Consider the following 25,160-nt stretch of genomic DNA (forward strand, 5'->3'; position numbering starts at 1 on the left):
ATGGGGACATCGAGTTACGCATTGAGCAGGCAAAAAGCCAATTCATGTAGTATAACTACAAGCGTGCTACATCCTTGCCCATAAGAAGAGTCCAGCCCCTTGAATCTGCTGCAACACATCGCCCAGTCACGTCACCTGTTACGCAAGTCGGAGCTCAAGGTCGCCGACCACGTGCTGCTTGACCCTGCGGCGGTGATGCACAGTTCCATGGCCGACCTGGCCCATAGCGTCGGCATCAGCGAGCCGACCATCGTGCGCTTCTGTCGCGCCATCGGTTGCTCCGGTTTTCAGGATCTCAAGCTCAAACTGGCGCAAAGCCTGGCCGCCGGTGCCAGCTTCGGCCAGTTCGCGATCCATGAGGACGACTCGGTCGCCGACTACAGCCTGAAGATTTTCGACACCACGTTGCACACGTTGATGGAGGTTCGCGAGAAGCTCGATCCGGTTGAGTTGCAGCGCGCGGTGACGTTGATGTCGCAAGCGCAGCGTGTCGAGTTCTACGGCTTCGGCGCATCCGGCGCGGTGGCGGCGGATGCCCAGCACAAGTTCTTTCGTTTGCTGCTGACGGCGGCGGCGTATTCCGATCCGCACATGCAGGCGATGTCGGCGGTGACGTTGAAGCCGACCGATGTGGCGATCTGCATTTCGCAGTCGGGGCGTTCCAAGGATTTGCTGATCACCGCCAATCTGGTGCGCGAGAGCGGCGCTTCGCTGATTACCCTGTGCCCGAGCCAGACGCCATTGGCCGAACTGTCGACCGTGAATCTGGCGATCGATGTGCATGAAGACACCGAAATCTATACACCGCTGACTTCGCGTATCGCCCACCTGGTGGTGATCGATGTGCTGGCGATGGGCGTGGCGATGGCGCGTGGGCCGAGTCTGGTTAATCACCTCAAGAGCGTGAAGCGCAGCCTGCGCAGCTTGCGCTTGTCCCCAAAGGCCGCCAAAGCTCTGGATGATTAAGATCAAAAGATCGCAGCCTTCGGCAGCTCCTACACGGTCAATGTAGGAGCTGCCGAAGGCTGCGATCTTTTGCTTCACGACGGTTACTTTCATCAAACCGTCATCCCTCGCGCCTATCGTGAAACTCCCGTCATCGCCTTGGGAGACTCGAAATGGCTCAGCCCTACGAAGAACGCAACAGCGCCGCGAAAACCCGTCGTCAGCAAGAAGACCAGCGCCGCATGGAATTCCGTCGCGCTATCGAAGATCGCTTCGAACTTCGCCAGCTTCAGGCCGAAATCGGCGACTTTCCCGAGATCAATCACTGGCAGGCAGCACCGGCAGCTTCCCGTCGAAGCGCTCAACCAACGCGCTGATCTGCACACGTTCGCTGCGAATAAACGCCAGGAAGGCGTGCGCCACCGGTGACAGGCGTTTCGCCTTGGCTTGCACCAGGCACCAGCTACGCAGCAGCGGCAGTTCTTCGATCGGCAGCTCCACCAGTCCGCCGGTCGCCAGCTCTAGGTTCAGGGCGTGGCGCGTCAACAGCGCCAGGCCCAGACCCGCCGCCACGCATTCGCGCTGAGCTTCGGCCGAGGCCACTTCCTGGGTCTGGGTGAAGTGCACGCGCTTCTCTTTGAAATACTCTTCGCAAGCCAGTCGCGTACCCGAGCCGGGCTCGCGGATCAGCAGCGTGTAGGGTTCCAGATCCTGCAAGCGCAGCGGGCCCATGTGTGCCAATGGATGATCCGGGCGCGCCACGGCAACAATCGGGTTGTTGAGGAACGGCAGGAATTCCAGGCCCATGTCCTGCGGCACCATCGACATGATCACCAGATCGTCGCGATTGTCCGAAAGCCGTCGAATCACTTGGCCGCGGTTGACCACGGTCAGTTGCAGATTGACTTCCGGGTGCTGGCGCTTGAACGCTGCGAACAAATGCGGGACGAAATATTTGGCACTGGATTCCACCGCCAGTTTCAGCTGACCTTGCAGTGATCCCTGCATGTCCGACAGCTGCATATCGAGGTTTTCCAGACGGCCGAAAATGTCTCGGCTGGCACGCTGAAGTGCTTCAGCGGCTTCGGTCATGTAGAGTTTTTTGCCGACATAATCGAATAATGGCTGCCCGATCAGCTCTTCGAGCTGGCGAATCTGCAGGCTTACGGCCGGTTGCGTGAGAGACATTTCCTCGGCTGCGCGGCTGTAAGAGCGTAAATCACACACTTCGTTGAAGATCTGCAATTGACGCAATGTCATACGCATCAAGGACTTACGCATTTTTTATAGGCTCTGACGGCTGGCTGATGTTTCAACTATAAGTCTTTACTTATGCCTGACCCAATTTTTATTCATTTTTGTTAATCCCTCATGAGCGCTAGTGTGGACCTGCGACTAAATTGAAACATTTGGTCACGCGTCGACCTGGGTCTAGCAGGTCGTGGTGCCACCGGCTCAAGGGAACCTCCAAGTGATAACAAAGATCCTGATCGCCAACCGTGGTGAGATTGCCGTACGAATCGTGCGAGCCTGCGCCGAAATGGGCATTCGCTCGGTTGCGATTTTTTCCGACGCCGACCGTCATGCGTTGCATGTGAAGCGTGCGGACGAGGCCCACAGCATCGGTGCCGAGCCACTGGCCGGTTACCTCAACCCGCGCAAGCTGGTGAACCTGGCGGTAGAAACCGGCTGCGATGCCCTGCACCCGGGCTACGGTTTTCTCTCGGAAAACGCTGAGCTGGCAGACATCTGCGCCGAACGCGGAATCAAATTCATTGGCCCGTCGGCGGAAGTCATTCGCCGCATGGGCGACAAGACCGAAGCGCGCCGCAGCATGATCAAGGCCGGCGTACCGGTGACGCCGGGCACCGAAGGCAACGTGGCCGACATCGAAGAAGCCTTGGTCGAGGGCGACCGCATCGGTTACCCGGTCATGCTCAAGGCCACCTCCGGTGGTGGCGGTCGTGGCATCCGTCGCTGCAACAGCCGTGAAGAACTCGAACAGAATTTCCCTCGGGTGATTTCCGAAGCGACCAAGGCCTTCGGTTCTGCCGAAGTGTTCCTGGAAAAATGCATCGTCAATCCCAAGCACATCGAAGCGCAGATTCTCGGCGACAGCTTCGGCAACGTCGTGCACCTGTTCGAGCGTGATTGCTCGATCCAGCGTCGCAACCAGAAGCTCATCGAAATCGCCCCGAGCCCGCAACTGACCCCGGAACAGCGCGCCTACATCGGCGACCTGTCGGTGCGTGCGGCCAAGGCGGTGGGTTACGAGAATGCCGGCACCGTGGAGTTCCTGCTCGCCGAGGGCGAGGTGTACTTCATGGAGATGAACACCCGGGTGCAGGTGGAACACACCATCACCGAAGAGATCACCGGGATCGACATCGTCCGCGAACAGATTCGCATCGCCTCCGGCCTGCCGTTGTCGGTGAAACAGGAAGACATTCAGCACCGTGGTTTCGCCTTGCAGTTCCGCATCAACGCCGAAGACCCGAAGAACAACTTCCTGCCGAGCTTCGGCAAGATCACCCGTTACTACGCCCCCGGCGGTCCGGGCGTGCGCACCGATACTGCGATCTACACCGGCTACACCATTCCGCCGTTCTACGACTCGATGTGCCTGAAACTGGTGGTCTGGGCACTGACTTGGGAAGAGGCGATGGACCGTGGCCTGCGAGCGCTGGATGACATGCGTCTGCAGGGCGTGAAGACCACCGCCGCGTACTACCAGGAAATCCTGCGCAATCCGGAATTCCGTAGCGGCCAGTTCAATACCAGCTTCGTTGAAAGCCACCCGGAACTGACCAACTACTCGATCAAGCGCAAACCCGAAGAGCTGGCCCTGGCCATCGCCGCCGCCATCGCCGCCCACGCAGGCCTATGAATGAAACAGCTGCGAGCTTTTAGCTGCAAGCGGCAAGTTAAAGCAGATTGGCTTTTTCTTGCAGCTTTTAGCTTGAAGCTTGCCGCTATGAGGAGATACCAATGACTAAAAAGATCTTCGTTACCGACACCATCCTGCGCGACGCTCACCAATCGCTGCTCGCCACCCGCATGCGCACCGAAGACATGCTGCCGATCTGCGACAAGCTCGACAAAGTCGGCTACTGGTCGCTGGAATGCTGGGGCGGCGCGACCTTCGACGCCTGCGTCCGCTTCCTCAAAGAAGACCCGTGGGAGCGTCTGCGCCAACTGCGCGCGGCGCTGCCTAACACGCGTCTGCAAATGCTCCTGCGCGGGCAGAACCTGCTGGGCTATCGCCATTACAGCGACGATGTGGTCAAAGCCTTCGTCGCCAAAGCTGCGGTGAATGGCATCGACGTGTTCCGCATCTTCGACGCGATGAACGACGTGCGTAACCTGCGCGTGGCCATCGAAGCGGTGAAAGCGGCTGGCAAACATGCCCAAGGCACCATCGCTTACACCACCAGCCCGGTGCACACCATCGATGCGTTCGTGGCGCAAGCCAAGCAGATGGAAGCCATGGGTTGCGACTCCGTGGCGATCAAGGACATGGCCGGTCTGCTGACCCCGTACGCTACTGGTGAACTGGTACGTGCGCTGAAAGCCGAGCAGTCGCTGCCAGTGTTTATCCACTCGCACGACACGGCCGGTCTGGCGACCATGTGCCAGCTCAAGGCAATCGAAAACGGTGCCGATCACATCGACACCGCGATCTCCAGCTTCGCTTCCGGTACCAGCCACCCAGGCACCGAGTCGATGGTTGCTGCGCTCAAGGGCACCGAGTACGACACCGGTCTGAACCTCGAACTGCTGCAAGAGATCGGCCTGTACTTCTACGCCGTGCGCAAGAAGTACCACCAGTTCGAAAGCGAGTTCACCGCCGTCGACACCCGCGTGCAAGTCAACCAGGTGCCGGGCGGGATGATCTCCAACCTTGCCAACCAGTTGAAAGAGCAGGGCGCGCTGAACCGCATGGGCGAAGTGCTCGCGGAAATCCCGCGCGTGCGTGAAGACCTCGGCTTCCCACCGCTGGTGACACCGACTTCGCAGATCGTCGGCACTCAGGCGTTCTTCAACGTGCTGGCCGGTGAGCGCTACAAAACCATCACCAACGAAGTGAAGCTCTACCTTCAAGGCGGCTACGGCAAGGCGCCGGGCGTGGTCAACGAGAAGCTGCGTCGCCAGGCCATCGGCAGCGAAGAAGTCATCGACGTGCGCCCGGCCGACCTGCTCAAGCCGGAAATGACCAAGCTGCGCGCCGATATCGGCGCACTGGCCAAATCGGAAGAAGACGTGCTGACCTTCGCCATGTTCCCGGACATCGGCCGCAAGTTCCTCGAAGAGCGTGCCGCCGGCACCCTGACGCCTGAAGTGCTGCTGCCGATTCCAGAGGCTGGCGGTGTGACGAAAGCGGGCGGTGAAGGCGTACCGACCGAGTTCGTCATTGATGTCCATGGTGAAACCTACCGCGTCGACATCACCGGTGTTGGCGTCAAGGCGGAAGGCAAACGTCACTTCTACCTGTCCATCGACGGCATGCCGGAAGAAGTGGTGTTCGAACCGCTCAACGAATTCGTCAGTGGCGGCAGCAGCAAGCGCAAGCAAGCCTCGGCACCGGGCCACGTCAGCACCACCATGCCGGGCAACATCGTTGATGTGCTGGTCAAGGAGGGCGACACCGTCAAGGCCGGCCAGGCGGTGCTGATCACCGAAGCGATGAAGATGGAAACCGAAGTCCAGGCCGCCATCGCCGGCAAGGTCACCGCGATTCATGTGGCCAAGGGTGATCGAGTCAACCCGGGCGAAATCCTGATCGAGATCGAAGGCTGAGATAACGGCCGCGATCCAACGTTTTAAACCTCGGGGGAGCATGTGCTCCCCTTTTTTTACTGTGTTTTTTACCCTGTAGGAGCTGCCGCAGGCTGCGATCTTTTGATCTTGGTTGTTATTAATCCAAAACAAGATCAAAAGATCGCAGCCTGCGGCAGCTCCTACAGCGATTGCGTTGGTTAGAACGCCATGCGCCATTGGCCTGTCATTCCGTGAGTTCGGCTTTCAGTGCCCATCTCGCCAGTGAGACCAACGCCTATCGTATGATTTGCCGATAGCCCGAGGTCGAGGCCGGCGTCCACCGACAGGCTGTTTCGATCCAGAGCAGCGCCGGCGATGTCAAAGCGTTTGCCACCTTTTACCAGTTGCTGACGGGTGTCGTTTTCAATCTCGCCAAAGGTGTGTTTCCAGCCGGCACTGAATCGCGGGGTCAGACTCATGCCGTTATCCAGTCTGCCGATTTTCGCCGTGCGAAAGCCCAAGGTGCTGCTGAGGTTGTCACGGGTTTGACCGAAGATTTTCAGTGCGGCATCGCCACCTTTTTCGGTATGGCTGTCGCGTTGATAACGTTGGTAGCCGAGGCCGGCGAACGGTTCGAACACGACGTTGTTGCGCCCCAGGTTGAGCCCCAGTTCGGCGAAGGCTTGTTGGGTGTTGGCGTCGTAATGGCCCTTGAGTCGATCAGTGAAACCGTTGAATGCCACGCGCCGTTTGCTCTCGCCGTCATGGCTGGCATAGGTAACGCCGAGGCGCAGCGCCAACGGTCCATCCTGGCGCACGGCATAAGCGCCGAGGTGCCAGCTGTCGAGGTCGCCGTCGTATTGCCGGGCGTCGAATTGCGTTTGTGATTTCGCGCCGGCCAGACCGACATGCCATTGCTCATTGATACGCCAGTCCGCGCCCATGACCACTCCTTGAGTGGCGTGCGTGAGTGCGCTGTCTGTGTCGCGATCGACCTTGCCGTCCTGGCCCAGCGCCTGAATCCATACGCGTCCTGAGTCTGCAGCAGCTGAGGCGCGACGAGGCGAGTTGCCGGCGCCGTACCGTGCCTCCGGGCGATTATCCAGTTGGCGCATGGCCGAGAGCATGCTGGTGCTCACCGGTGTAACGCTGCTCAATGTGGCTTTGGCGAGGTTGGCGTTGCTGCCGGCCGCGAGTTGTTCGAGTGCCACAGCCGGCGTTGCGTGGTTGCTGTCGAGCAGAGCCGTGATCGCGGAGTTTGCGGGTGCTGCAGGAGGGACCGTTTTCGTCAGTGCGGCGGCTGTCTCGGGTTTCTGAGGTTGTTGAGGTGTTAGTGGTGCAGCGCGCTTTTCCTCAATGCTGTCGGCGAGTTTCTGCGCGTTCTCGCTGATTGGTGTTTCTGTGCGCGACATCCGATCCGGCGCAGGATTACCAGGTGATTGAGGAGCGGCGTGGGTTGTGCCCTGGTCGACTACCTGTTCCTGCGGCGACGATTCGGCAGGAGGTTTGGGTGTTTTTTTACGAGGCTTTTTGGGCTGGTTTTCAACAGCGTTCTCGACGACCTGTGTGTCGGGCTGTTGGGCGCGGGAGACTTCGGTCCATCCCACGGTCAGCGCAAGCGCCAATGCAAGATGGTGAGGGCGAAATGTAGGTTGAGCGAGCATCGAGTCGAGCCTCTTTAGACAGAAGACTCGACTCTATGAGCTTGGCAAAAAATCCGATGTCGGCCGCTTCCCTGAGCATTGCAGGCGATGTCGGATCGTTCTGTGGAAATCTCCCACCAGATCCACAGTGGACGCTTTTAATTGATGTCGGCGTCGCCTTTTCCTACAACCGATCCAGACCGCGCCAACTGTTCAGCTCTCAAAAACTCATCTGCCATTGCCCGATCAATCCGTGATTGCGGCTGTTGCTGCCAATTTCGCCGCTGTAGCCCACGCCCAGGGACTGTCGCGCAGAGATGCCTACGTCCAGCCCCGCTTCCAGCACCAGACTGTCACGATCCAGTGAACTGCCGTCGACGGTGAATGCCGTGCCACCCGTGACAAACGCCTGGCGTGTCGAGCTGCCGACGTCGCCATAAGTGTGTTTCCAGCCGGCGGTCATGCGCGGGGTCACGCTCATGCCGTTGTCCAGGCTGCTCAGGTGCGCCAGGCGCAAGCCGAAAGTGCTGCTGAAGTTATCCTGAGTCTGGCTGTCGACGTGCAGAGCCGCGGCGCCGCCTTTTTCCTGATAGCTGTCGCGGTGGTAGCGCTGATAACCGACGCTGGCAAACGGCTCGGCGCTGAGGCGGCCGCTGCCCATGGCGTAGCCGAGTTCGGCGAAGGCTTGCTGGCTGTCGGCGTCGTAGTCGCCTTTGGGCCGATCACTGAAGCCGTTGAAGGCGATGGTGCGTTTGCTTTCACCTTGATGACCGCTGTACGCCGCGCCGAGGCGCAGAGAGATTGGGCCATTCTGACGCAGTGCGTAGACGCCGGCGTGCCAGCTCTCGACGTTGCCATCGACGCCGGTCGCGTCCAGATCGGTTTTCGAATAACCACCGAGAATGCCCAGGCGCCATGCTGAATTCAGCGACCAGTCCGCGCCGAGCACGCTGCCTTTGCTGCGTTGTTCCAGACCACTGCTGCCGTGTTCGCCGTCGAGCTTGCCGTAGCCGCCAATAGCTTGCAGCCAGACCCGGCCGCGAGCATTTGGATCATTCAGATTGCGCGCCTCGGTTGGTACACCATTGGCTGCCAGCACCGGTGTGTCCCGCTGATCGAGGCCAACCATCAGGCCCGGGCTGCCGCCCATTTGTTGCATGGCCGAGAGCATGCTGTTGCCGACCTGGTTGCTGGTGCCAAGTGTGGCGCTGGTCAGGTCTGCGTTGCTCGCGCCGGCCAACTGCTCGATCGCCGCGCCGGCCGTGCTTTGGGTGGTGTTGAGCAAGGCATTGTACAGCGCATTGTTCTTGCTCATGGAGGCGAGACTGTTGGCGGCGTTGCTGGCGTTGCCGGTCGCCGCGAATTGATTGAAGGCGACGTCGTTGCGGGTGTACGTGAGATCGACCTGGGTTGGTGTGTAGGCAAGCGTCGGCGTGAGAAACGCGTAATCGCTGGTGACCTTGCCGAACGTGCCGTTGACCTGCGCGGCCTGCAACACGGTGTATTGGCTCTGCCACGGATAAGTACCGGCGCCGGGATTCACCGCGAGGGTCGCACCGTTCAGATTGGCGATGCCGCCGACCTGCAGCGGCGCGCTGCTGCCATCGGCATTGACGCCGTAGGCGAGCGTGGACGAGTTGCCCATGTTCAAGTCGTGAATGATGGACGCGCGGCCAAGGCCGGTATCGGTGCGCAAGGTGCCGTTGACGTTGAGGCTGCCCACTGAACCGCCACCGGCATACACGCCGCCCGCGTCGACGGTCAGGCTGCCGGCGATGCCGCCCTGGTTGATCAGCGTTGCGCCATTGCGCACGGCGCCGCCGTCGCTGAAATCACCGCTGCCGGTGAGTGTCCACGCACCTTGCCTGACTTCCAGCCATTCGAAGTTGCGACTGGCGCCGAAGCTGCCGCCGGCCACATCGTCCATCACCACGCGGTCGTAACCGCTGCCGCCATCGACCACGCCGATGAAGCGGCTGCCATTGCGCAAGGTCAGATTGTCGTTGCCGCCGCCCAGGTCCAGCGCCAGGCCGTTGCTGCCGCTGATGGTGCCGCCGTTGATCACGCTGTCGGCGAACTCGCCGACCAGTTTCACGCCGAAACCGTTGAGGCCTTGAATGGTGCCGAAGTTCTCCAGTGTGGTCGCCGCCAGCCCTGAACCGCCGCTGCCATCATCCACCAGAATGGCGCTGTCGGCGCCGCTGATCAGTGCCTTGCTGGCGTTGAGAATGTAACCGCCGCCGAGGGCGATACCTTCACTGCCATTGGCGAAACCGCCCTTGTCCACGCCACCCGCGCCGACACCCTGAATGGTGCCGTAGTTCTCGATGTGAGCGATCTTGTCGATGTCCACGCCATCGCCGTCACCGTTCGCCTGCAAGCCTGAGTAAGCACCGGTGATGGTGCCGTGGTTAATCACGGTGCCATCGCCGTCGGAGCCGAATCCGGAACCATTGCGACCGGTGATCTGCCCGTAGTTGACCAGCGTCGCGCCGAGGTCGGTAGTAATGCCGTGACGGCCGCCGGAAATCACTCCGTAATTGGTCACGCTGACGCCGCTGGCGCTGTCGATATCGATGCCGTCGAACTTCTCGTCGGCGTTGTGCGAGTCACCGGTGGAGATTTCCCCGTAGTTGGTAATGGTCGCGTTGGCGCCGGTCTTCATGCCATCGCTGGCATCGCCGCGAATCAGTCCGCCTGCGCGGTTGATGATGGAGGTCTGCACCCCGTCGCTGCGCACGGCATCCAGGTCCAGACCTTGACCAGTGGTCGAGCGAATCACGCCACTGTTGTCGATCAACAGGCTGCCGCTGACGAAGTTGCTGTCGATGCGCAAAGCATCGTTGGCGCCAAGAATCTGCCCACCGCTGCGATTGTAGATCTTGTAGTTGCGCGCTTGCGTCAGATCCCCGCTGCTGTCGATCGCCCGACCACCACTGGAAACGATTTTGCCAGCGTTATCGATCACGACACCGGCACCGCTGGTTTTGTCTTTCAGGCTGACGGTCTTGCCACTGTTGGTGATGCTGCCCGGCGCCGAAATCGTCAGCGTGTCACTGCCGCCGAGGGTTTGCGCGGTAGTGGTGGCAGTATCGATCTGCACGGTTTTCGCGTGGACGGCGGTCGCTGAGATCAGCAGGGCGATGGCGAGGGACAGACGCTGCGGCGGGAAGGGCATGTGTTGGCGGCCTTTTTGTTATAAGCGGGCCGACCTGTATAGCGAAGGGTTTTTACAGAATGATGTCGATGCTTTATCTGCATTATTTTGCGTTCGGTAGTGCTGAGGAGAGCTATATCTGCATTTTGTTGCAGATTTAGTCCTCCTACTGTTGTAAGAGATGCACTATATTGCATCCATGGTTAACAAAATCCATGTTGGAATGCATTTAAATGCAGGTGCAAAGTCATGTACAACCTGACATTACAGATATTCAACGAAGGAAAATGGCGCGACGCCATGATTCTGAGTTTCGACGATCCTGAAAAAGGGTTCGAAAGTCGCTGCAGTTTTGGCTACGAGACGGCATACCTTGTCGAAAATATTGAAGCCGTAAAATCCCCGTTTTCAAATGCTGTGAGTGCGCTGTATCCGTTGGATTGGGAAGGGCGACGTTCCAACACGCCCGCATTTTTATATGACATTGCTCCTGCAGGAGCAGCTAAAAAATTTCTGCTTGCAAGACTGGGGCAAGAGAAACCGGCTGATATTAGCGCTGATCTTTATTTGCTCGGTCGTAGCACCCCGGCCCCCATCGGCAATATGCGCATAAAAGAGTCGGCCGAGGTTGTCGATGAGCGTGAGCCACTTGGATTTAAGCGTGAGGATGTTGTCCTCCGCGACAGCCGTTTTCTTGAATATGCCTATGAGCTGGGCGCGGCGATTGGTGGCGCTACAGGGGCAGGTGGTGAAGCACCGAAGCTGTTGTTGGCTGAGAGCAAGGCCGGTCTTCTGTATCCCGACGCGGTATTGGACGATGAAGAGGTCAGGCAGCACTGGTTTGTAAAGTTTTCCAGAAACAAAGGCGGTGTCATTGATCAAGACATCCTGCGAAGCGAATTCCATTACTACAAGGCGCTGCAGGCACTCGGCATTGAAACGATCGCAGTAGAAGGTTTGGCATTGGAGGAGGCGAGCAAACCGAGTCTGTGGATGCATCGCTTTGATCGCAAAGTCACTAACGGCGAAGTTAGCCGCATTGCTGTTGAATCAATTTACTCAATGGCTGAAGTGACAATACCGGGAAGTGCGATGAACCATATGGATGTCATCCGTATGCTTGCCGGACTCTGGCGCGATGCGGGGCAAGCAGCGCAAATTCCCGAGCTCGTGGCAGATTATTTACGACGAGACCTGATAAACAAAATTCTCGGCAACAATGATAACCACGGTCGAAACATCGCGATCCTGCGTCAGGCCGAATCGTTCCGATTGGCGCCGATTTATGACTTGGCCCCCATGGTTATGGATCCCGAAGGCCTGACGCGCACGACCAAATGGTCGAAAGATCTGGAGCGAGCCGGCGAAGTCGATTGGCGTGGAGTTTGCCGCGCACTGGCTGACATTTCCGATCCAGAAGACCCGTTGGCAGCCTTGGCTGACGCGCCGAACTCTTTTGAGCGCTTGCGTGAAGATGCCCAGCGTCTGGCGGCGCTTCCCGACATATTGATGGCCAGTGGGTTGCCCGACAGAACGATGAACCACCCTGGCATCCACCTGAAAAATCTGGAGCAACGTTTGAAAGAGTGGGATCTGAAATGAGCATGACGGTAGCCGAGCGCACTGTGCTCATCGAAAACATTCAAGAGTCGCTGGCCCAAGGAGCGCTGGAGATCGGCGAAGCCGTTCGCCGTTTACGTGTGGAAGTGACCGGTCTGCATCAGACCCAGTTTGCGAAGATGTGCAAAATTTCAGTTCGTACGCTGGTGCATATCGAACACGGCGAGGGCAATCAGACACTGAAATCGCTCAATGCCGTCTTTCGCCCGTTTGGGTTGGAAATGGGTGTTGTGCGGGTTCGCCAGAGCAAAAGGTGGACCCGCACCGCTGTTTGATCAGCTCTTGTTACGGCACTCGACCAACCCTTTCAGCTGGCCGGTCGGGGTCTGGTTTTCATCGCTCAACCAGCGTTCGAAGCCTGCGCCGATTACCGGCCATTCCGAATCCAGAATCGAATACCACGCAGTATCGCGGTTCTGGCCTTTGACCACCATGTGCTGGCGGAACACGCCTTCAAAGCTGAAGCCCAAGCGCTCGGCGGCGTATTTGGAGCGGGCGTTGCCGTTGTTGCATTTCCATTCGAGACGGCGGTAGCCGAGTTCGAAGGCGTATTTGCCCAGCAGGTACACCGCCTCGGTGCTTTTCGGCGAGCGCTGCATCGGCGCACCGAAGGTGACGTGGCCGATTTCGATGCGGCCTTGGGCCGGGACGATTGACATCAGGCTGAGGATACCTTGCACCTGGTTAGTCGCGCGATCGATGACGCTGAAGAAATACGGGTCGCTCGCGGCCGCGTGGTTGTTCAGCCAGTCGTTGAACGCGCTGCGTTGCGGGAACGGGCCATAGGGCAAGTAATCCCAGAGTTTCGGATCGGCACCGGGGCCTTCGAGTGCGGCGAACAGTTCGTCGCCGTGACGCGCCGGGTCGAGTCGTTCCAGACGGATGAAGCGTCCTTCAAGCAGGGTGGCGGTGGGGGCGGGGACGCCTTTCCAGTCGGCCGGTGAAATGCTCATGCGTGCGTCTCCTTAAATGGCTTTGCGAAACTGGATGAAACCCGGGCGCTCGGCGATGCGCTCGTAGAGCTGGATCGCGGTGGCGTTGGTTTCGTGGGTCAGCCAGTGCACTTTGCAGCAGCCGTCAGCCTTGGCCGTGGCGTAGACGTGTTCGATCAGCAGGCGGCCGACGCCGGTGCCACGGGTTTGCTCAGCCACCAGCAAATCCTGCAAGTAGCAGGAGTTTTCGATGCTCCAGTTCGAGCGATGATAGATGTAATGCACCATGCCCACCGCTTTGCCGTCGGCCCAGGCCAATGCCGCGTGGGTCGGTTCGCTCGGGTCGAGAAAACGTTGCCAGGTGCTGTCGGTCACGGCGTCCGGCAGTTCGCCCTTGTAAAAACCCAGGTAGGCCTGCCACAGCGGTAGCCATGCGGCGCGGTCGGCGGCGCTGACCTGGCGAATGTCGATCTGACTCATGGTGATTTCCTTAGCGCATCAATTGGGCGAGGGTTTGGTCGTTGATTTCGGGGCTGACGGCCAGGCCTGCGCGCACGCCGGCAATGTCTGCGGCGCTGCGGTTCTGGCTGAGCTTGCGCTTGCCTTCGAGACGGTCGATGGGAATGGCGAAACCGACGATGGCTTTGAGCATGCCGTCGATGTAATCGGCGGGCGCATCGGCGACTGACCACGGCTGGGCGCGGCCGGCCTCGTGGCGGTCGGTAAGGGTGCTGACGATGTCGAGCAAGCGCCCGCCATCGCTGAAGGTTTCGGCGTGGCCGTAGGCGTGCACGGCGATGTAGTTCCAGGTCGGTACGACTTTGCCGTGTTCGGCTTTGCTCGGGTAGAAACCCGGGCTGACGTAGGCATCGGCACCGGCAAAAATAAGCATGGCCTCGGCGCCATCGCGCAGGTCTTTCCACTGCGGGTTGGCGCGGGCCAGGTGTCCGTACAGCGTGCCGTACTCGCCTTGCTCGCAATGCAGCAGCACCGGCACATGGCTGGCTTGCAGGCCGTTTTCGCCGTGGGTGACGAGAATGGCGAGACGGGTGGCGAGGATCAGTTCGTGCAGTTGGGACAGCTCTTCGATGGCGAAGGCGCGCGGCGTGTACATGGACAGATTTTCCTTGGCGAATGCCTGCATCCTAGGCAGGCTATTGGTCTGTTGTAAGAGCCATTGATGAGTAATTTCATAGGTCCATTGCCATGCTTGAGCAAACTCCTCTTTCGATGCCATTCAATCCGGCCGGAATCGAGCTTGATCGCCGTCAGGGCTTGAGTCGTCAGCTCTATCAGGCTTTGCGCCTGCGCGTGCTGGATGGGCGTCTGGCCAGCGGCACGCGATTACCGGCCAGTCGCGATCTGGCGAAGGCATTGGCCATCTCTCGCAATAGCGTGGTGCGCGCCTACGATCAGCTGTATGCCGAGGGGTTCATCGAAGGGCGAGTAGGGGACGGCACTTACGTTGCGCAATTACCCCAAGCGCCAAGCTCGTCGAAAAAACTATCCACAAAAGTATCCACAGGGTTTTCAACAGGCTTACCCACAGCCTTATCCACAAATTGGCTGGATTTACCTGTTGTTTCATCCAGTAAAGTTATCCACAGCGATACATTTGCGCGCATCGAAAAGAACCATTTGGCCCTGCCGCCGAGTGGTCCCCCGCGTGCTTTTCGGGTCGGTGTACCAGCCTTTGACCTGTTTCCTTTTGAGGTCTGGGCCAAGCTCAACGCGGCTTTCTGGCGTAAACCGGATTTACAGCAACTGTGTTATGGCGATCCGGCTGGCGACGCGCGATTGCGCGGCATGATCGCGGCCTATTTGCGCAGTTCGCGCGGCATGCAGTGCTCTGCTGAGCAAATTCTGATCACCAGTGGTGCGCAACAGGGCATTAGCCTTTGTGCACAGCTGCTGGTATCGCCGGGCGATGCGGTCGGAATCGAAAATCCGGGGTACCGGGCCGCCGGTCACGCCTTCGCGGTAGCGGGCGGTCGCTTGCACGGTGTACCGGTGGATGAAGAGGGCATCGATTGTCGTGCATTGGCTGAAGTTGCCGATTGTCGGCTGGCCTATGTCACCCCGTCTCACCAGTACCCGACCGGAGTTGTGATGAGCCTGGCGCGCAGGCTGGAGCTGCTCGCCTGGGCTGAGCGCAGCCAAGGCTGGATCATTGAAGACGATTACGACGGCGAGTATCGTTACAGCGGCGCACCACTGGCCCCACTGGCGGCGCTGGATCGTCAGGGCCGTGTGATTTACGTCGGGACATTCGGCAAGGTGGCATTTCCGGCATTGCGTCTGGGGTATCTGGTGTTGCCGGTCGGGCTGGTCGAAGCTTTCGCCAGGCGGCGAGCGGTGGATGTGCGCCATTCCGAGGTGAGCACGCAGGCGGTGATGGCCGAGTTCATGGCCGCTGGGCACTTTCAACGGCACATCCGGCGCATGCGTCGTGCTGCCCTTAGTCGGCGCAACTGCTTGCTGGCGCATTGGCCGGGAAATATCGCCGGCGTTGGCAGCTTGCCGGCGGTAGCCGCAGGCTTGCACCTGACGGTACCGGTGGCGAGCGTTGCCCGCGAACGCGAGCTGATCGCCCTGGCCGAACAGGTGGGTGTCGAGGTCAATGGCCTGAGTAGCTATTGGTTACCCGACTCACCTCGGCCGGCGCAGCAGTGCGCCGGGTTGGTACTGGGTTTCGCCGCGGTGCCGGAGCCGCAAATTGAAGCGGCTCTGGCACGCTTGCGCAGTGTCTGGTGGGAGTGACCGCATCTGGGTTTTACGCTTCGGCGGGGCCCGCCTGTTGTGGATGAAGAAACAGATCCCGCACCGCCGGAGTGACGATCCGGCGCAGCAGATTGTCCACCGCATCGAAGTGCTCCAGGTCCTGACGCGATTTGCTCGGCAGACTTTGCAGATAACTGTCGGCAAACTTCAGGTGCGCGGCAGTGAACCGCTCAGCCGGATCAGCCAGATTATCGTAATGAAAGTGCGCGACCCAAAGGGGTTTGTTCTGTCGCCTGATATCGAGGATTCGATACTCCTGGAAAAAGTCCTTGCGTTGTTTCGTGCGAATGCGACCACGCTCGTCTCTGACGATCTGCACCAGATCGTGTTCGTGCAACCATTGCAGATAGCTTTCTCGCGGCCTGCGTCCGGTAAGCATACCGCTGTAGACGCTGATGCCTTCACCGCGCAAACGTGTCGCGGCCGTGCGCAGTTCGGCAGCCAGGGTTGCAATCGGAAAATCGGCACGCCTGCGCGCGAATAGGTCATCAACACTCACCGCCGCCTGATCGAGGCGAGTGGCCTGTTGATCGAACAGATCTTTCATGTCAGCCGGAATTCGCGACGGTCGTTGCGCATCGATGCGCAGGCGTTTGATGAACGCTTCGAGTCCGGCGATCATCGACATGGCGTTGTCCACCAGCGGTTCGTCGCCCAGAGCCGCTACAGGTAAAATGCGCCTGGCCGGAGCGCGCACGATAGGCATTTGCTCGACCACCGGCGCGGGTTCTGGAACAGCCCTGCGAGGTTCAATGACCTGTGGCCGTGCCCGGTTGACCCGACCTGCCGCGCGCGAAGACGACGGGACCGGTTCGAGTCTGGCCATCGCCGCAACCGGAAGTTCTTCCGGCTCCGGCAATGCCTTGAGCAGGCGCTCACGGGCTAACTCATGAAACGCGTTCACCAACTGCTGAACCCGTTGGAAACGTTGGGTTTCCAGACGGGCGGCGGAGCTGTCGAAGACGTCTTGCAGGCGCCGCCCGGCATCTGCCAGGCGGTCGACCAAAGCACTGAGCCTCACCACTGCCAGTTCTTGTGTTTCGGCGGGTTGTGGCGTGTTGCGCCTCTCGACCAAGGCATGCCCGGCTTCGGCCGCACCCTCGAAAACCGGCACAATTAACTGTCGCAGCGGATCCAGAGTGCTGTCTGGTGCCTCGCGCAATGACAGTTCGATGGACATGCCGATTTCATTGGCGTGCAGATCCCGACGCGAGAATGACGGCAGCAGCCTCCGGAGGTCGTCAGCGATTTTCTGAGCGACGCCGGAGTGATGGTTCAACCTTTCGAGCGAGGCGTGCAGTAGATCGAGACGCTCGACCATCTCGTCGCTCACGGCGATGGCGTTTCGAGCCGCTGTCATCTGGGTCTTGCGTGAATGAGGTTGCGCTGGCTCTGCGGTGTTGAGCTGTGGCGCAACGATTTTCGCGTATTCGCGCAGCTTCATGCGCATCCAGCCGCTGAGGAAACGATGCTGTTCAACGGTCATGCGCATCAGTTGCGACTGATAAAACACTCCGGCGCCGCCCGCTTCACGCCATTGCTCCAGTGTTGCCAGCGCCCCGGTGTAGGAATTGGCGAGTTCATCGGCCTTGGTGATGTAGAGCGTGATTTCAGCCTCGGACATCGGTGCTTGCGCGTCAGCCTCGTCCAGGGGTTTCAAGGCTTCGCTCAGGTCGGCCTTGCGTCCGGCTTCCTGTTCGATGAACCGATGCAGTTCCTGCCACGTGTCAGCCTTGCGCTTGGCCTTCTCGCGGCGTAGCGCCTCGATCCTCCCGGTCGGTCCACCGCCGCGCAAGCGCAACCTCAGTTCCCAGTGCCAGCGAGCAGCTTGCGTGTCGAAACGGATGCTCAAACCCGGATGAGCAGGGTCGGCCGGATCAAGGGCGAATACAGGCTCGTCGACTTGTGCGCTGACTTGAAACCAGCGCTCGCCAACCTGGGCATAGAGCTTGCCTTCGGACGCATAGAGATGATCGGCGTTGGGACGCGCTCCTTCGGGCAGGGAAGGCTTGGTCACCTTCATATGATCGATGGTTTTCAAAAAAGCGCTTTGCGAGTCGATGCGCGTCAGTTTCGCCGGCGCCAACAGGGAAAGATGAGCCGCGGGCAGTGGGGTCGTGAGGGGCGTGTTGTCATGCGTAATCTTCGGTTCCTTGCGCAGCAGCGGCGCAGGCGGGGGCAATTCTGTGCCCGACGCATGCTTGAGCGCTGTTTTTTCACTCACCGGGCTGGAAAGCCGAAGCCGGCGAACAGCGATGCGTTGCCCAAGCAGAATGCCCAGCGTCAGCAGAACATCACCGATCGATGACCATTGAGCAGACGTATCACCCTGCTCGTGGGCATCCTGCGCCTGCTGGATCTGGGCGATGGTTTGCCAGACCCAGACAGCGGTGCCTGCCGGGCCGCTGAGAAAATTGGCAGCGACGCCAAAAATCGCCCAACTGCTGTCTGCCAGGATCGCCCAGCGGCGCTCGGCATTGGAGGTAGACTGGCGATCGGCAAGATCAGCCAGCGCCTGGCTGTGGCTGGTGAACAGGCTCGTGTAAATGTCAGCGCTCAGCGGCGTGTCCGCGAGGTTTACGGCGGCCGTCAGATCGAGATGGATGAAGGGTTCGAAAGCCAGCTCGGTAAGGGTCCACGGCGAGGGCAGGCCGCTCGAAAAAACGTATTGGGCGTAGTCGAAACTCAAGGATCGGTTGGGCAGCCAGGCCAATACCGAGTCACGCAGTTCGCCGGATTGGTAGAACGCATACAGCATGTTTTGCGCGGAGGGAAACTGCCGCAACGGTTGATCCAGCAGTGGCCGATAAAGCAGGCAGGGGCCGTCCTTACCCGCAGGTGGGCCGATGATGTACATGTTCGCGACGGTGTCGGGGGTGCTGCCCAAACGAAAGCGCGGCATGAACGCCAAGGGGCGGATCTGCACGGGCCAGTCAGCGACGGCGCTGTTATCGGCAATCGATTTGACCAGCTGGCGAACCTGGCGGTAGCCCTGCTCGTCGACATCGCCCTGGCGCTTGAGTTTGCACTCCAGCGCCAGCAGCGGCAGCAACAGGGGTAACTGCCGGCAATAGCGGGCCTTGTAGAGTCGCGCCTGAGGCGCATCGTCGATCAAGCTGGTTTTGATCAGCTTCGGATAGTTTTCGCCGATGTTGACCTTGCCTGCCAGACGCACCAGCAGATCCACGGTCAGCCAGCCCGGTGTGGGCGTCGCATCAGCGTAGGCGATCTTGGCGAGGTAGGGCCGGATGTTATGCAGAGCGAATTCGCCAAGTGTCTGCACGCGAGTGCTGAAGGGATCGGGCAGGGTCAATCCGCCGGCCTCAAAGCTCTGGGTGACGGTGATCCGTACTTGATCCGGACGCAGTAGTGCTGTTTCTTTGGCGGGCCTGGCGGCAGTAATGGCTTCGCGCATCTGCTGTTGGGCATAGTCGGCGATAAGTGCAATCTTGTTGACGTCGAATGCATCGCTGTCGGCGTCTCTGAGCCTGCCCAATTCCGTCAGGTATCCGCTGTAGGTCTGGATATCGTCCAGTGATCCGGCAATCAGCCAGTCGGGGATGGCTTCGTCGAGAAGTCCAACGCGTACATCGCCGGCTATCTCCTCACGGCCACTGTGCTCTTGAGGCGAAATGAACCTGACCAGCGGCGAGCGGCTCATCGGGTCAAGCGCGTCGATCGAATCGATCTGGCAGCTCACCAGTGCCCGAACCAAGGCATCAAAGATATTGCCATCGGGTTCATACAGTCGCCATTTCAGGGTCTGACCGCTCAGCTCCATGTCGATTCGCTCAGGCAGGGTGGCACCCAGCTCCGCCAGCGAGCTGAACGATTCAAAGCCTTCATCGATGGTGTACATCGTGACCAGTTCCCGGCTGCCGAGCTTCGCCGTCAACACCAGCGCGCCGGCGACCATCAGATGCCGGGTCTGATTGGCTTCTGCCAGCTCGAAGGCGAGGTCGAGATCGATCAGACTGGCACGCACATCCGACAGGCCTGCGTGGGTTGTTGCGCGCGAAGCCTTGTCCGGGAATGCCGAGACATGGCGTGCAAGCCTGCATTCGTTGGTATCCCAGCCTTTGATCGACTGCACATCAAGGGTTTCTTTCAGGGTGTCAGCCAACTGTTGCCAGCGCGGTATTTCTTCTTCGGTGGCGTTCCAGTAATCCAACTGGTTTTGGGCGAAAGCAAGAAACAATGCCGGCGCATTTTCGTTGAGCATTGCACTGATCGCATCCATACCGACGGGTAAATGGACCGGGTCTTCCATCTCGGGCGCCAACGTCAGAAAGTGTTCACCTTCTATGTAGTTGGCGGTCTCACCGGTAAACGCCAAGCGCGCCAATACGTGTGGCAGGGATTCGAATCGGCTGCTGTGACTGAGCATTTTCTGCCCTTGCTGGTGCCAGACAGGCGTCATCAACATGATGTCGTCCGGAGCGACCAGCAATTGCGCAAAGTTTTTCTTCAGGGCTTTGCGCAGCATCTCTACAGCCGCTTCTTGCAAGGTCGGTCCGCCACTGGTTTGTTCCACCAGTCGGCTTTTTTTGAGCAGGGGCGGGGTGATGATCGTTCGGGTTGTTTCACTCATTGGTAGATACCGGTCAGAAGGTGGACGGTGCGGCAACTGCCGCTGCACCGAACATTAACGAGGCGTCCAACCGCTCTGGTGGTAGATATATATAGGATGAAAAAAGCCCGCACAGGGCGGGCCACTGATTCGTGTGCGAGGTCAGGAAAAGAACAATGTCGAGGCTTGGGTGTGGCTGATGGCGCTGCGGTGGATGGCGATCAGTTCCTGATTGCTGTGGCCTTCGCGCTCGACATAGGCACCGCCCAGCCGGCGCTGTTCGACGGTTTTCAAATGCGCGGCGGTGAATGACGGCAACGGATCGTCAGGGTTGGCATAGTGGAAGTGGGCGTACCACAGGACTTTACCGCTCTGTTTGTCGAGAATCGGGTATTCGAGCAGATAGTCTTTGCGCGGGCCTTTGAGCCGGCGGCGTTCGGTGGATCGAGTAATCGTCACTTCTTGCTTGCTGTACAACCATTCGACTCGCGCCGCAGTCGGGGGCTGTTGTTTGGTGATTTCGATCCGGGCCGTTCGACCTCTGGCATAAAGTGCCGTGGCTTCTCTTTCGAGTTGCTGACGCACTTCGGTAGCGGAAGCGGTTTTGCTTTCGACGTGATTGCCAGAGGTGAGTGCTTTGTCGATCTTGTCCATGGCATCGCGCAGACGCGTGGCGTGCAGGTAATAGATCTCCTCGATCTCCGTAGGATTGCGTTGCGCCCGTGCGATGTGTGACTGGGTGCGCTGCCTGAAGGCTGGCAGTTCGTCGAGCAATTCCCTGGCGCTCTGCAGGCTCTTCGAGAGCCCAGGCCCAGGCCTTGGCAATCCGACCGGTTTGGCAGGAACCCTCTCGACCCAGTTGCCCGGGGTTTTCTCGTGAAAGGTGGCAATCACTTTACCGGTCAATGGGGCCACTACATCGACCAGATCGCCGTCCTGCCCACCACCACTGCGCCTGGGCTGACCAACCAGTGTGCCCTTGTAGCGGGTCTTGATGATTTTACGCATTGGCGGCGTCGACGATTTTGACGGCCCGGCAACTGGCTCTACCAAGCGCTGTTCGCGCAACAGGTTGGACAGCTGCTGTACAGCATTCTGTTGAAATTCGCCAACGTGGCGTTTCACCTGCTCAAGGCGTTCGCTGACCAGATATTGCGGATATTCACTGACAAGGTCGCCAAACCGCTGGTCGATGACTTCGAACTGTTCCACCAGATTGTTCATCGCCTCGACGCGCTCACCGAGCTGGTTGAAACCTTCTTCCGCGCTCAGGTCGAGCACGCTCTGAATGTTCAGAGAGGCATCCTCGACGAGATTCTCCAGGGCGGCACGTGCACCCTCACGAGACTCTCCCGTTTCGGCCGACAGACACAGTTCCTGACCCAAAGTGATTTGCAACAGCTTCAGGTCCTCCAGCGAGAACTTTGGCAGCCTGGCCTTGTACTCGCGGATGACGTCGACGGCTTCTTTGCCAAGCAGGTTCAGCTCGGCGAAACGGTTGTGGGCAAATTCGATTTTCTCGATGATGCCCTTCGTCAGGTCAGACATCTTTTCGAAAGGTTTGGAGCGCTCTGCAGCAGCTTCGCTGGCGTCCTCATCAAGAAGCACGAGTGTCTGTGCAAGACTTTCGCGAAATGCTGTGTAAGTCTCGTCGATCCAGCTCTGCATGAGGAACAATTGCAGGGAAAGCCGCTCGATCATTGCACCGCGATAGTTGGGTATCGCCTCAAGAAGATTCAGCGCTTTCAGGCTGTCGATGTTAGCGCTGTACTCCTTTGCTTGAGCGTCGAGCGTATCGAGAAACGTCTGCCGGGCGCTTTCAGCATTTTGTTCGGTGGCCTCCAGCATGGCGCGTCGAACGTTGACCAACTCGCTGCGCTTGCCAGCCAGACCGGCGTCGAATACAGCAATGTCGCGTTTTTTCTGCTCTAACTTCTTCGCATTCTGTTTCAGCAATTTTTTACGCTGACTGTTGAGGCCGCCGGCGCGCAGGCGCAAGCGCAAGTCGACAAACCATTGCCCCCGGGCATTGACGATCAACAGCGGCCCGGAGCGGGTTGGCTGCTGGCGCGTATCGATGATCTGCACATCGTCATTGTCATTGAGACCGACTTCGAACCAGCGTTCGCCGACCTCGGCATACCACTTTTGCCCGGCGCTGCGAAGATGGCGGTACGCGCCTTCGGTCGCGGCTGTTGCCAGTGGTTCCGGTCGGTCCACCTTCAGGCTGTCGAGTACCGTGCCCAGGTTCGAAGACGATTGTTCCAGGGCTCCGAGCACGTGCAGCGACAGCTCGTGATCGCCCGGCAGTTCAGCGCCGCTGATATCCGCAAGACGACTGAAGCGAATGCTCGCGGGCGCTGCGGGTTTGCTGGCTGGAGGGGGTTTCTCGGGGAGAACGCCGGATCGCGCTCGCTGCGGTTGCTTGCGTGTCGCCGCTCGATGCGCGAGCGCCATGCCCAGCGACAGCAGGATGTCGGTCAGCGCGGTCCAGGGCACGGGTTGCTGCTGGTTTTGTGCATCGGTGACCTCTTGCAGGTCGTCCATTATTTGCCAGATCCACGCCGCAGTACCGACGCTACGCCCCAGAAACGGCAGCGCCGCATTGAACAGTGCCCAGCCACCGCGCTTGAGTGTGGCCCAGCGGGCTTCGACATTCGACACCGACACGCGATCGGCCAAAGTGATCAGTGCCTCGGCGTTGGTTTTGAACAGGCTTGCCAATACTTCCGGCTCGATCACCTGGCCAGACATAGTCACGTTTGCACGGTCATCTGTCGCCGAGCCTGGGTCGATCAACAGTTGCGGAATGGTCCACACCGAAGGCAGCGTTCCGGGAAAAACGTATTGCGAATAATCGAAGCGTACCTTGTCCGGCAACCAGGCCAGTACCGACTGGCGCAGTGTGGTCGAATGCTTGATCGCATACAGCAGATTTGTCCTTGACGGGTATTGCAGCAGCGGTACATCGAACAACGGGCGATAGAGCAGGCAAGGGCCCTTGTGCGCATCGCGTGGGCCGATCACGAACATGTTGAGCACTTCGTCTGCGCTATCGCTGGCCTTATCGCTTTTGACGAACGCCAGAGGACGCACGACGATATCCTCGCCATCGACACGCCTGTCCGTCGGTTCTACGGCCAGCGCCGCCACGACGTAGCGATAACCTTGTTCATCAATACCTGCTTCGCCGCGGATCTTGTGTTGCAGCGCCAGCAACGACAATTCAACGGGCAATTGACGACTGTAGAGCTGCTGCAGGCGTGCAGCCTGGGTTTTGTTTTCGACCAGGCGCTGCTCGAGCAACTGCGGATAGGTCTTGCCGATATCGACCGACGTGACCAGGTTTTTCAGGTAGATGGCGGTCATCCATGTCGGCACCGGTGTCGAACTGTTGCGGTAGCGCACCGACAGATCGCCCAGTGGCAGACCGGCGAGATTCTGCAGCGCCAGATCGACCAGCGACAAGGTCAGGGTCTGCGGCTGTTCTGGTGCGACAAACGTGCCCCAGACCACAACGCTGGTATCGGTTATTTCCACGTCTTGCAGCTTGAAGTCCTGGGTCGGTGTGCGATCAATCGCCTTTTGCAGCTTGTCGAGGGTAAAGGCCTGGATGTCGGGGATTTCGCTCTGAAAACTCTTGCCCGAATTCTGCTGCTGCACGGCGACCAGATCCAGCAGGTGCCGGCTATAGCGGGTCTGGTCTGCGGGCGAGGCATTGTCCAGCCAGGACGGCAGGGCGTGTTCGGTGTGGGTGAAGCGGCGGGACAGGTTTGACTCGGCGCCCGGACTGGCGCCGCTGCCCAGATGGGCGAGAGCAATCGAGTCATTTCGACTTTGGAAAAAGTCGACCTCGCCGATCGCCTGGGCTTCCAGCGCAATCAGCGCGCAGGCTTGCTGATCGAAAAAATTGCCGGTAGGCTCGAATAGCCGCCATTGCACTTGAAGCGCATCGGCGCCGGGCTGCAGAGGCCACTGCAAGGACTTTTCCAGTTCGGTGAAGCTGTCGAAGCATTGGAAACCCTGAGGCACCGAATGCGTGAGGATGATGGTCCGTTCGCCTTTGCTGCCGAGCAGAACGGCCGTGTCGAGGACATTGAGATGGCTACGGTCGGTGGTATCGCCCAGATCAAGATCGATCAGACAGGTACGAGTCTGATAGGTGTCCTCGAGCGCTCGTTCGGTTTTGTCCGGGTTCTTGAAAACGCCTAGCGCCATTGCCCGTTGATCGGCATCCCAACCGTTGTCGGCGCTGACGTTCCAGACCTGCTGCAAGGTCTCTGAAAGTTGGTGCCAGCGCGGTACGGAAGGGCTGATGGTTTCGTTCCAGTAGTCGATCTGCTGTTCTTCCAGCGCCGTGAGCAGCAGCGGGGCGAGTTCGTTGAGCAAGGCGCCAACCGCTTCGATGTCTACGGGTAACTGGACACAAGGCATGACGTCCGGTTGTTCGGTAAGAAAATGTTCGCCGTCGATGAGCGTGATCGCGGTGCCAGACAGGGCCAGCCGTACCAGTGCATCGGTGAGCGACTCGAAATGGTAGGGCCCCGCGACGATTTTCCGGCCATCGAAGTGCCAGGACGGCGTGGCAACAATGGCCAATGTCGGATCGATGACCTGTTGCGGGTAGGACTTTACAAGGGCAGGAAGCAAGGCGTTCGCCGCCACTTCACTGAGCGACGGGCCACTCACCAGTTGGCTGAGTACATCGATGGCGCTGGGCGCCGGTTTCTCTGACATGACCATATCCTTGGCTG

The 25,160-nt window shown here is 59.4% G+C and carries 15 protein-coding genes; 7 read left to right on the forward strand and 8 right to left on the reverse strand.

Features of this window, described 5'->3' with window-relative positions; genetic code table 11:
- The first annotated feature begins 99 nt into the window (after positions 1-99).
- On the forward strand, positions 100-966 hold the full coding sequence (gene hexR, locus ACIPZE_RS15700; protein ID WP_007912071.1) for a transcriptional regulator HexR: 867 nt from the start codon (positions 100-102) through the stop codon (positions 964-966).
- Positions 967-1,118: 152 nt separating this feature from the next.
- On the forward strand, positions 1,119-1,322 hold the full coding sequence (locus ACIPZE_RS15705) for a PA3496 family putative envelope integrity protein (RefSeq protein ID WP_093429603.1): 204 nt from the start codon (positions 1,119-1,121) through the stop codon (positions 1,320-1,322).
- On the opposite strand, the gene ACIPZE_RS15710 is transcribed toward ACIPZE_RS15705, so the two are convergent.
- Positions 1,264-2,226: a LysR family transcriptional regulator gene (locus tag ACIPZE_RS15710; protein ID WP_283438273.1), complete on the reverse strand. Its 963-nt coding sequence runs from the start codon at positions 2,224-2,226 to the stop codon at positions 1,264-1,266. The two genes, ACIPZE_RS15705 and ACIPZE_RS15710, sit on opposite strands and share 59 nt — an antisense overlap.
- Positions 2,227-2,416: 190 nt before the next feature.
- Here ACIPZE_RS15710 and ACIPZE_RS15715 point away from each other — a divergent pair, with 190 nt between their 5' ends.
- Both ACIPZE_RS15715 and oadA read left to right on the forward strand, forming a co-directional pair.
- Positions 2,417-3,832, forward strand: coding sequence for an acetyl-CoA carboxylase biotin carboxylase subunit (locus ACIPZE_RS15715; protein ID WP_053125176.1), 1,416 nt, complete (start codon positions 2,417-2,419; stop codon positions 3,830-3,832).
- Positions 3,833-3,933: 101 nt separating this feature from the next.
- A complete protein-coding gene (oadA, locus tag ACIPZE_RS15720) occupies positions 3,934-5,742 on the forward strand; it encodes a sodium-extruding oxaloacetate decarboxylase subunit alpha (RefSeq protein ID WP_283438274.1) in 1,809 nt (602 codons plus the stop codon).
- A 179-nt stretch (positions 5,743-5,921) separates the two neighbouring features.
- Here oadA and ACIPZE_RS15725 read toward each other — a convergent pair whose 3' ends face one another.
- Together ACIPZE_RS15725 and ACIPZE_RS15730 are read right to left on the reverse strand one after the other, a co-directional pair.
- Entirely contained in the window at positions 5,922-7,367 is a 1,446-nt protein-coding gene (locus ACIPZE_RS15725; protein ID WP_400773720.1) for an autotransporter domain-containing protein, read from the reverse strand.
- Positions 7,368-7,566: 199 nt separating this feature from the next.
- A complete protein-coding gene (locus ACIPZE_RS15730; protein WP_400773722.1) occupies positions 7,567-10,524 on the reverse strand; it encodes an autotransporter domain-containing protein in 2,958 nt (985 codons plus the stop codon).
- Between the two features lie 228 nt (positions 10,525-10,752).
- Between ACIPZE_RS15730 and ACIPZE_RS15735 the strand changes: the two genes are divergently transcribed.
- Positions 10,753-12,105 (forward strand): HipA domain-containing protein, encoded by a 1,353-nt coding sequence (locus ACIPZE_RS15735; RefSeq protein ID WP_400773723.1) that lies wholly within the window; start codon positions 10,753-10,755, stop codon positions 12,103-12,105.
- Positions 12,102-12,398 carry a helix-turn-helix domain-containing protein gene (locus ACIPZE_RS15740; RefSeq protein ID WP_400773725.1) on the forward strand — a complete coding sequence of 99 codons (297 nt, stop codon included), beginning with the start codon at positions 12,102-12,104 and terminating at the stop codon, positions 12,396-12,398. Before ACIPZE_RS15735 ends, ACIPZE_RS15740 begins: the two co-directional genes overlap by 4 nt.
- Here the strand turns inward: ACIPZE_RS15740 and ACIPZE_RS15745 are convergent, their stop codons facing one another.
- From ACIPZE_RS15745 to ACIPZE_RS15755, 3 genes are read right to left on the reverse strand one after another with little or no spacing between them, the layout of a single operon-like run.
- Entirely contained in the window at positions 12,399-13,076 is a 678-nt protein-coding gene (locus tag ACIPZE_RS15745) for a GNAT family N-acetyltransferase (protein WP_283438278.1), read from the reverse strand.
- A 12-nt stretch (positions 13,077-13,088) separates the two neighbouring features.
- Positions 13,089-13,535, reverse strand: coding sequence for a GNAT family N-acetyltransferase (locus tag ACIPZE_RS15750; protein ID WP_283438279.1), 447 nt, complete (start codon positions 13,533-13,535; stop codon positions 13,089-13,091).
- 10 nt (positions 13,536-13,545) lie between these two features.
- A complete protein-coding gene (locus tag ACIPZE_RS15755; protein WP_283438280.1) occupies positions 13,546-14,169 on the reverse strand; it encodes an FMN-binding negative transcriptional regulator in 624 nt (207 codons plus the stop codon).
- Between the two features lie 92 nt (positions 14,170-14,261).
- Between ACIPZE_RS15755 and ACIPZE_RS15760 the strand changes: the two genes are divergently transcribed.
- Positions 14,262-15,815: a PLP-dependent aminotransferase family protein gene (locus tag ACIPZE_RS15760; protein ID WP_400773730.1), complete on the forward strand. Its 1,554-nt coding sequence runs from the start codon at positions 14,262-14,264 to the stop codon at positions 15,813-15,815.
- A 13-nt stretch (positions 15,816-15,828) separates the two neighbouring features.
- Here the strand turns inward: ACIPZE_RS15760 and ACIPZE_RS15765 are convergent, their stop codons facing one another.
- Entirely contained in the window at positions 15,829-20,427 is a 4,599-nt protein-coding gene (locus ACIPZE_RS15765; RefSeq protein ID WP_400773732.1) for a hypothetical protein, read from the reverse strand.
- Between the two features lie 141 nt (positions 20,428-20,568).
- Positions 20,569-25,143 carry a dermonecrotic toxin domain-containing protein gene (locus ACIPZE_RS15770; protein ID WP_400773735.1) on the reverse strand — a complete coding sequence of 1,525 codons (4,575 nt, stop codon included), beginning with the start codon at positions 25,141-25,143 and terminating at the stop codon, positions 20,569-20,571.
- Between the last annotated feature and the right edge of the window lie 17 nt (positions 25,144-25,160).

Origin of the sequence: Pseudomonas sp. NPDC089741 (assembly GCF_044748825.1) — a bacterium.
GTDB lineage: Bacteria > Pseudomonadota > Gammaproteobacteria > Pseudomonadales > Pseudomonadaceae > Aquipseudomonas > Aquipseudomonas helmanticensis.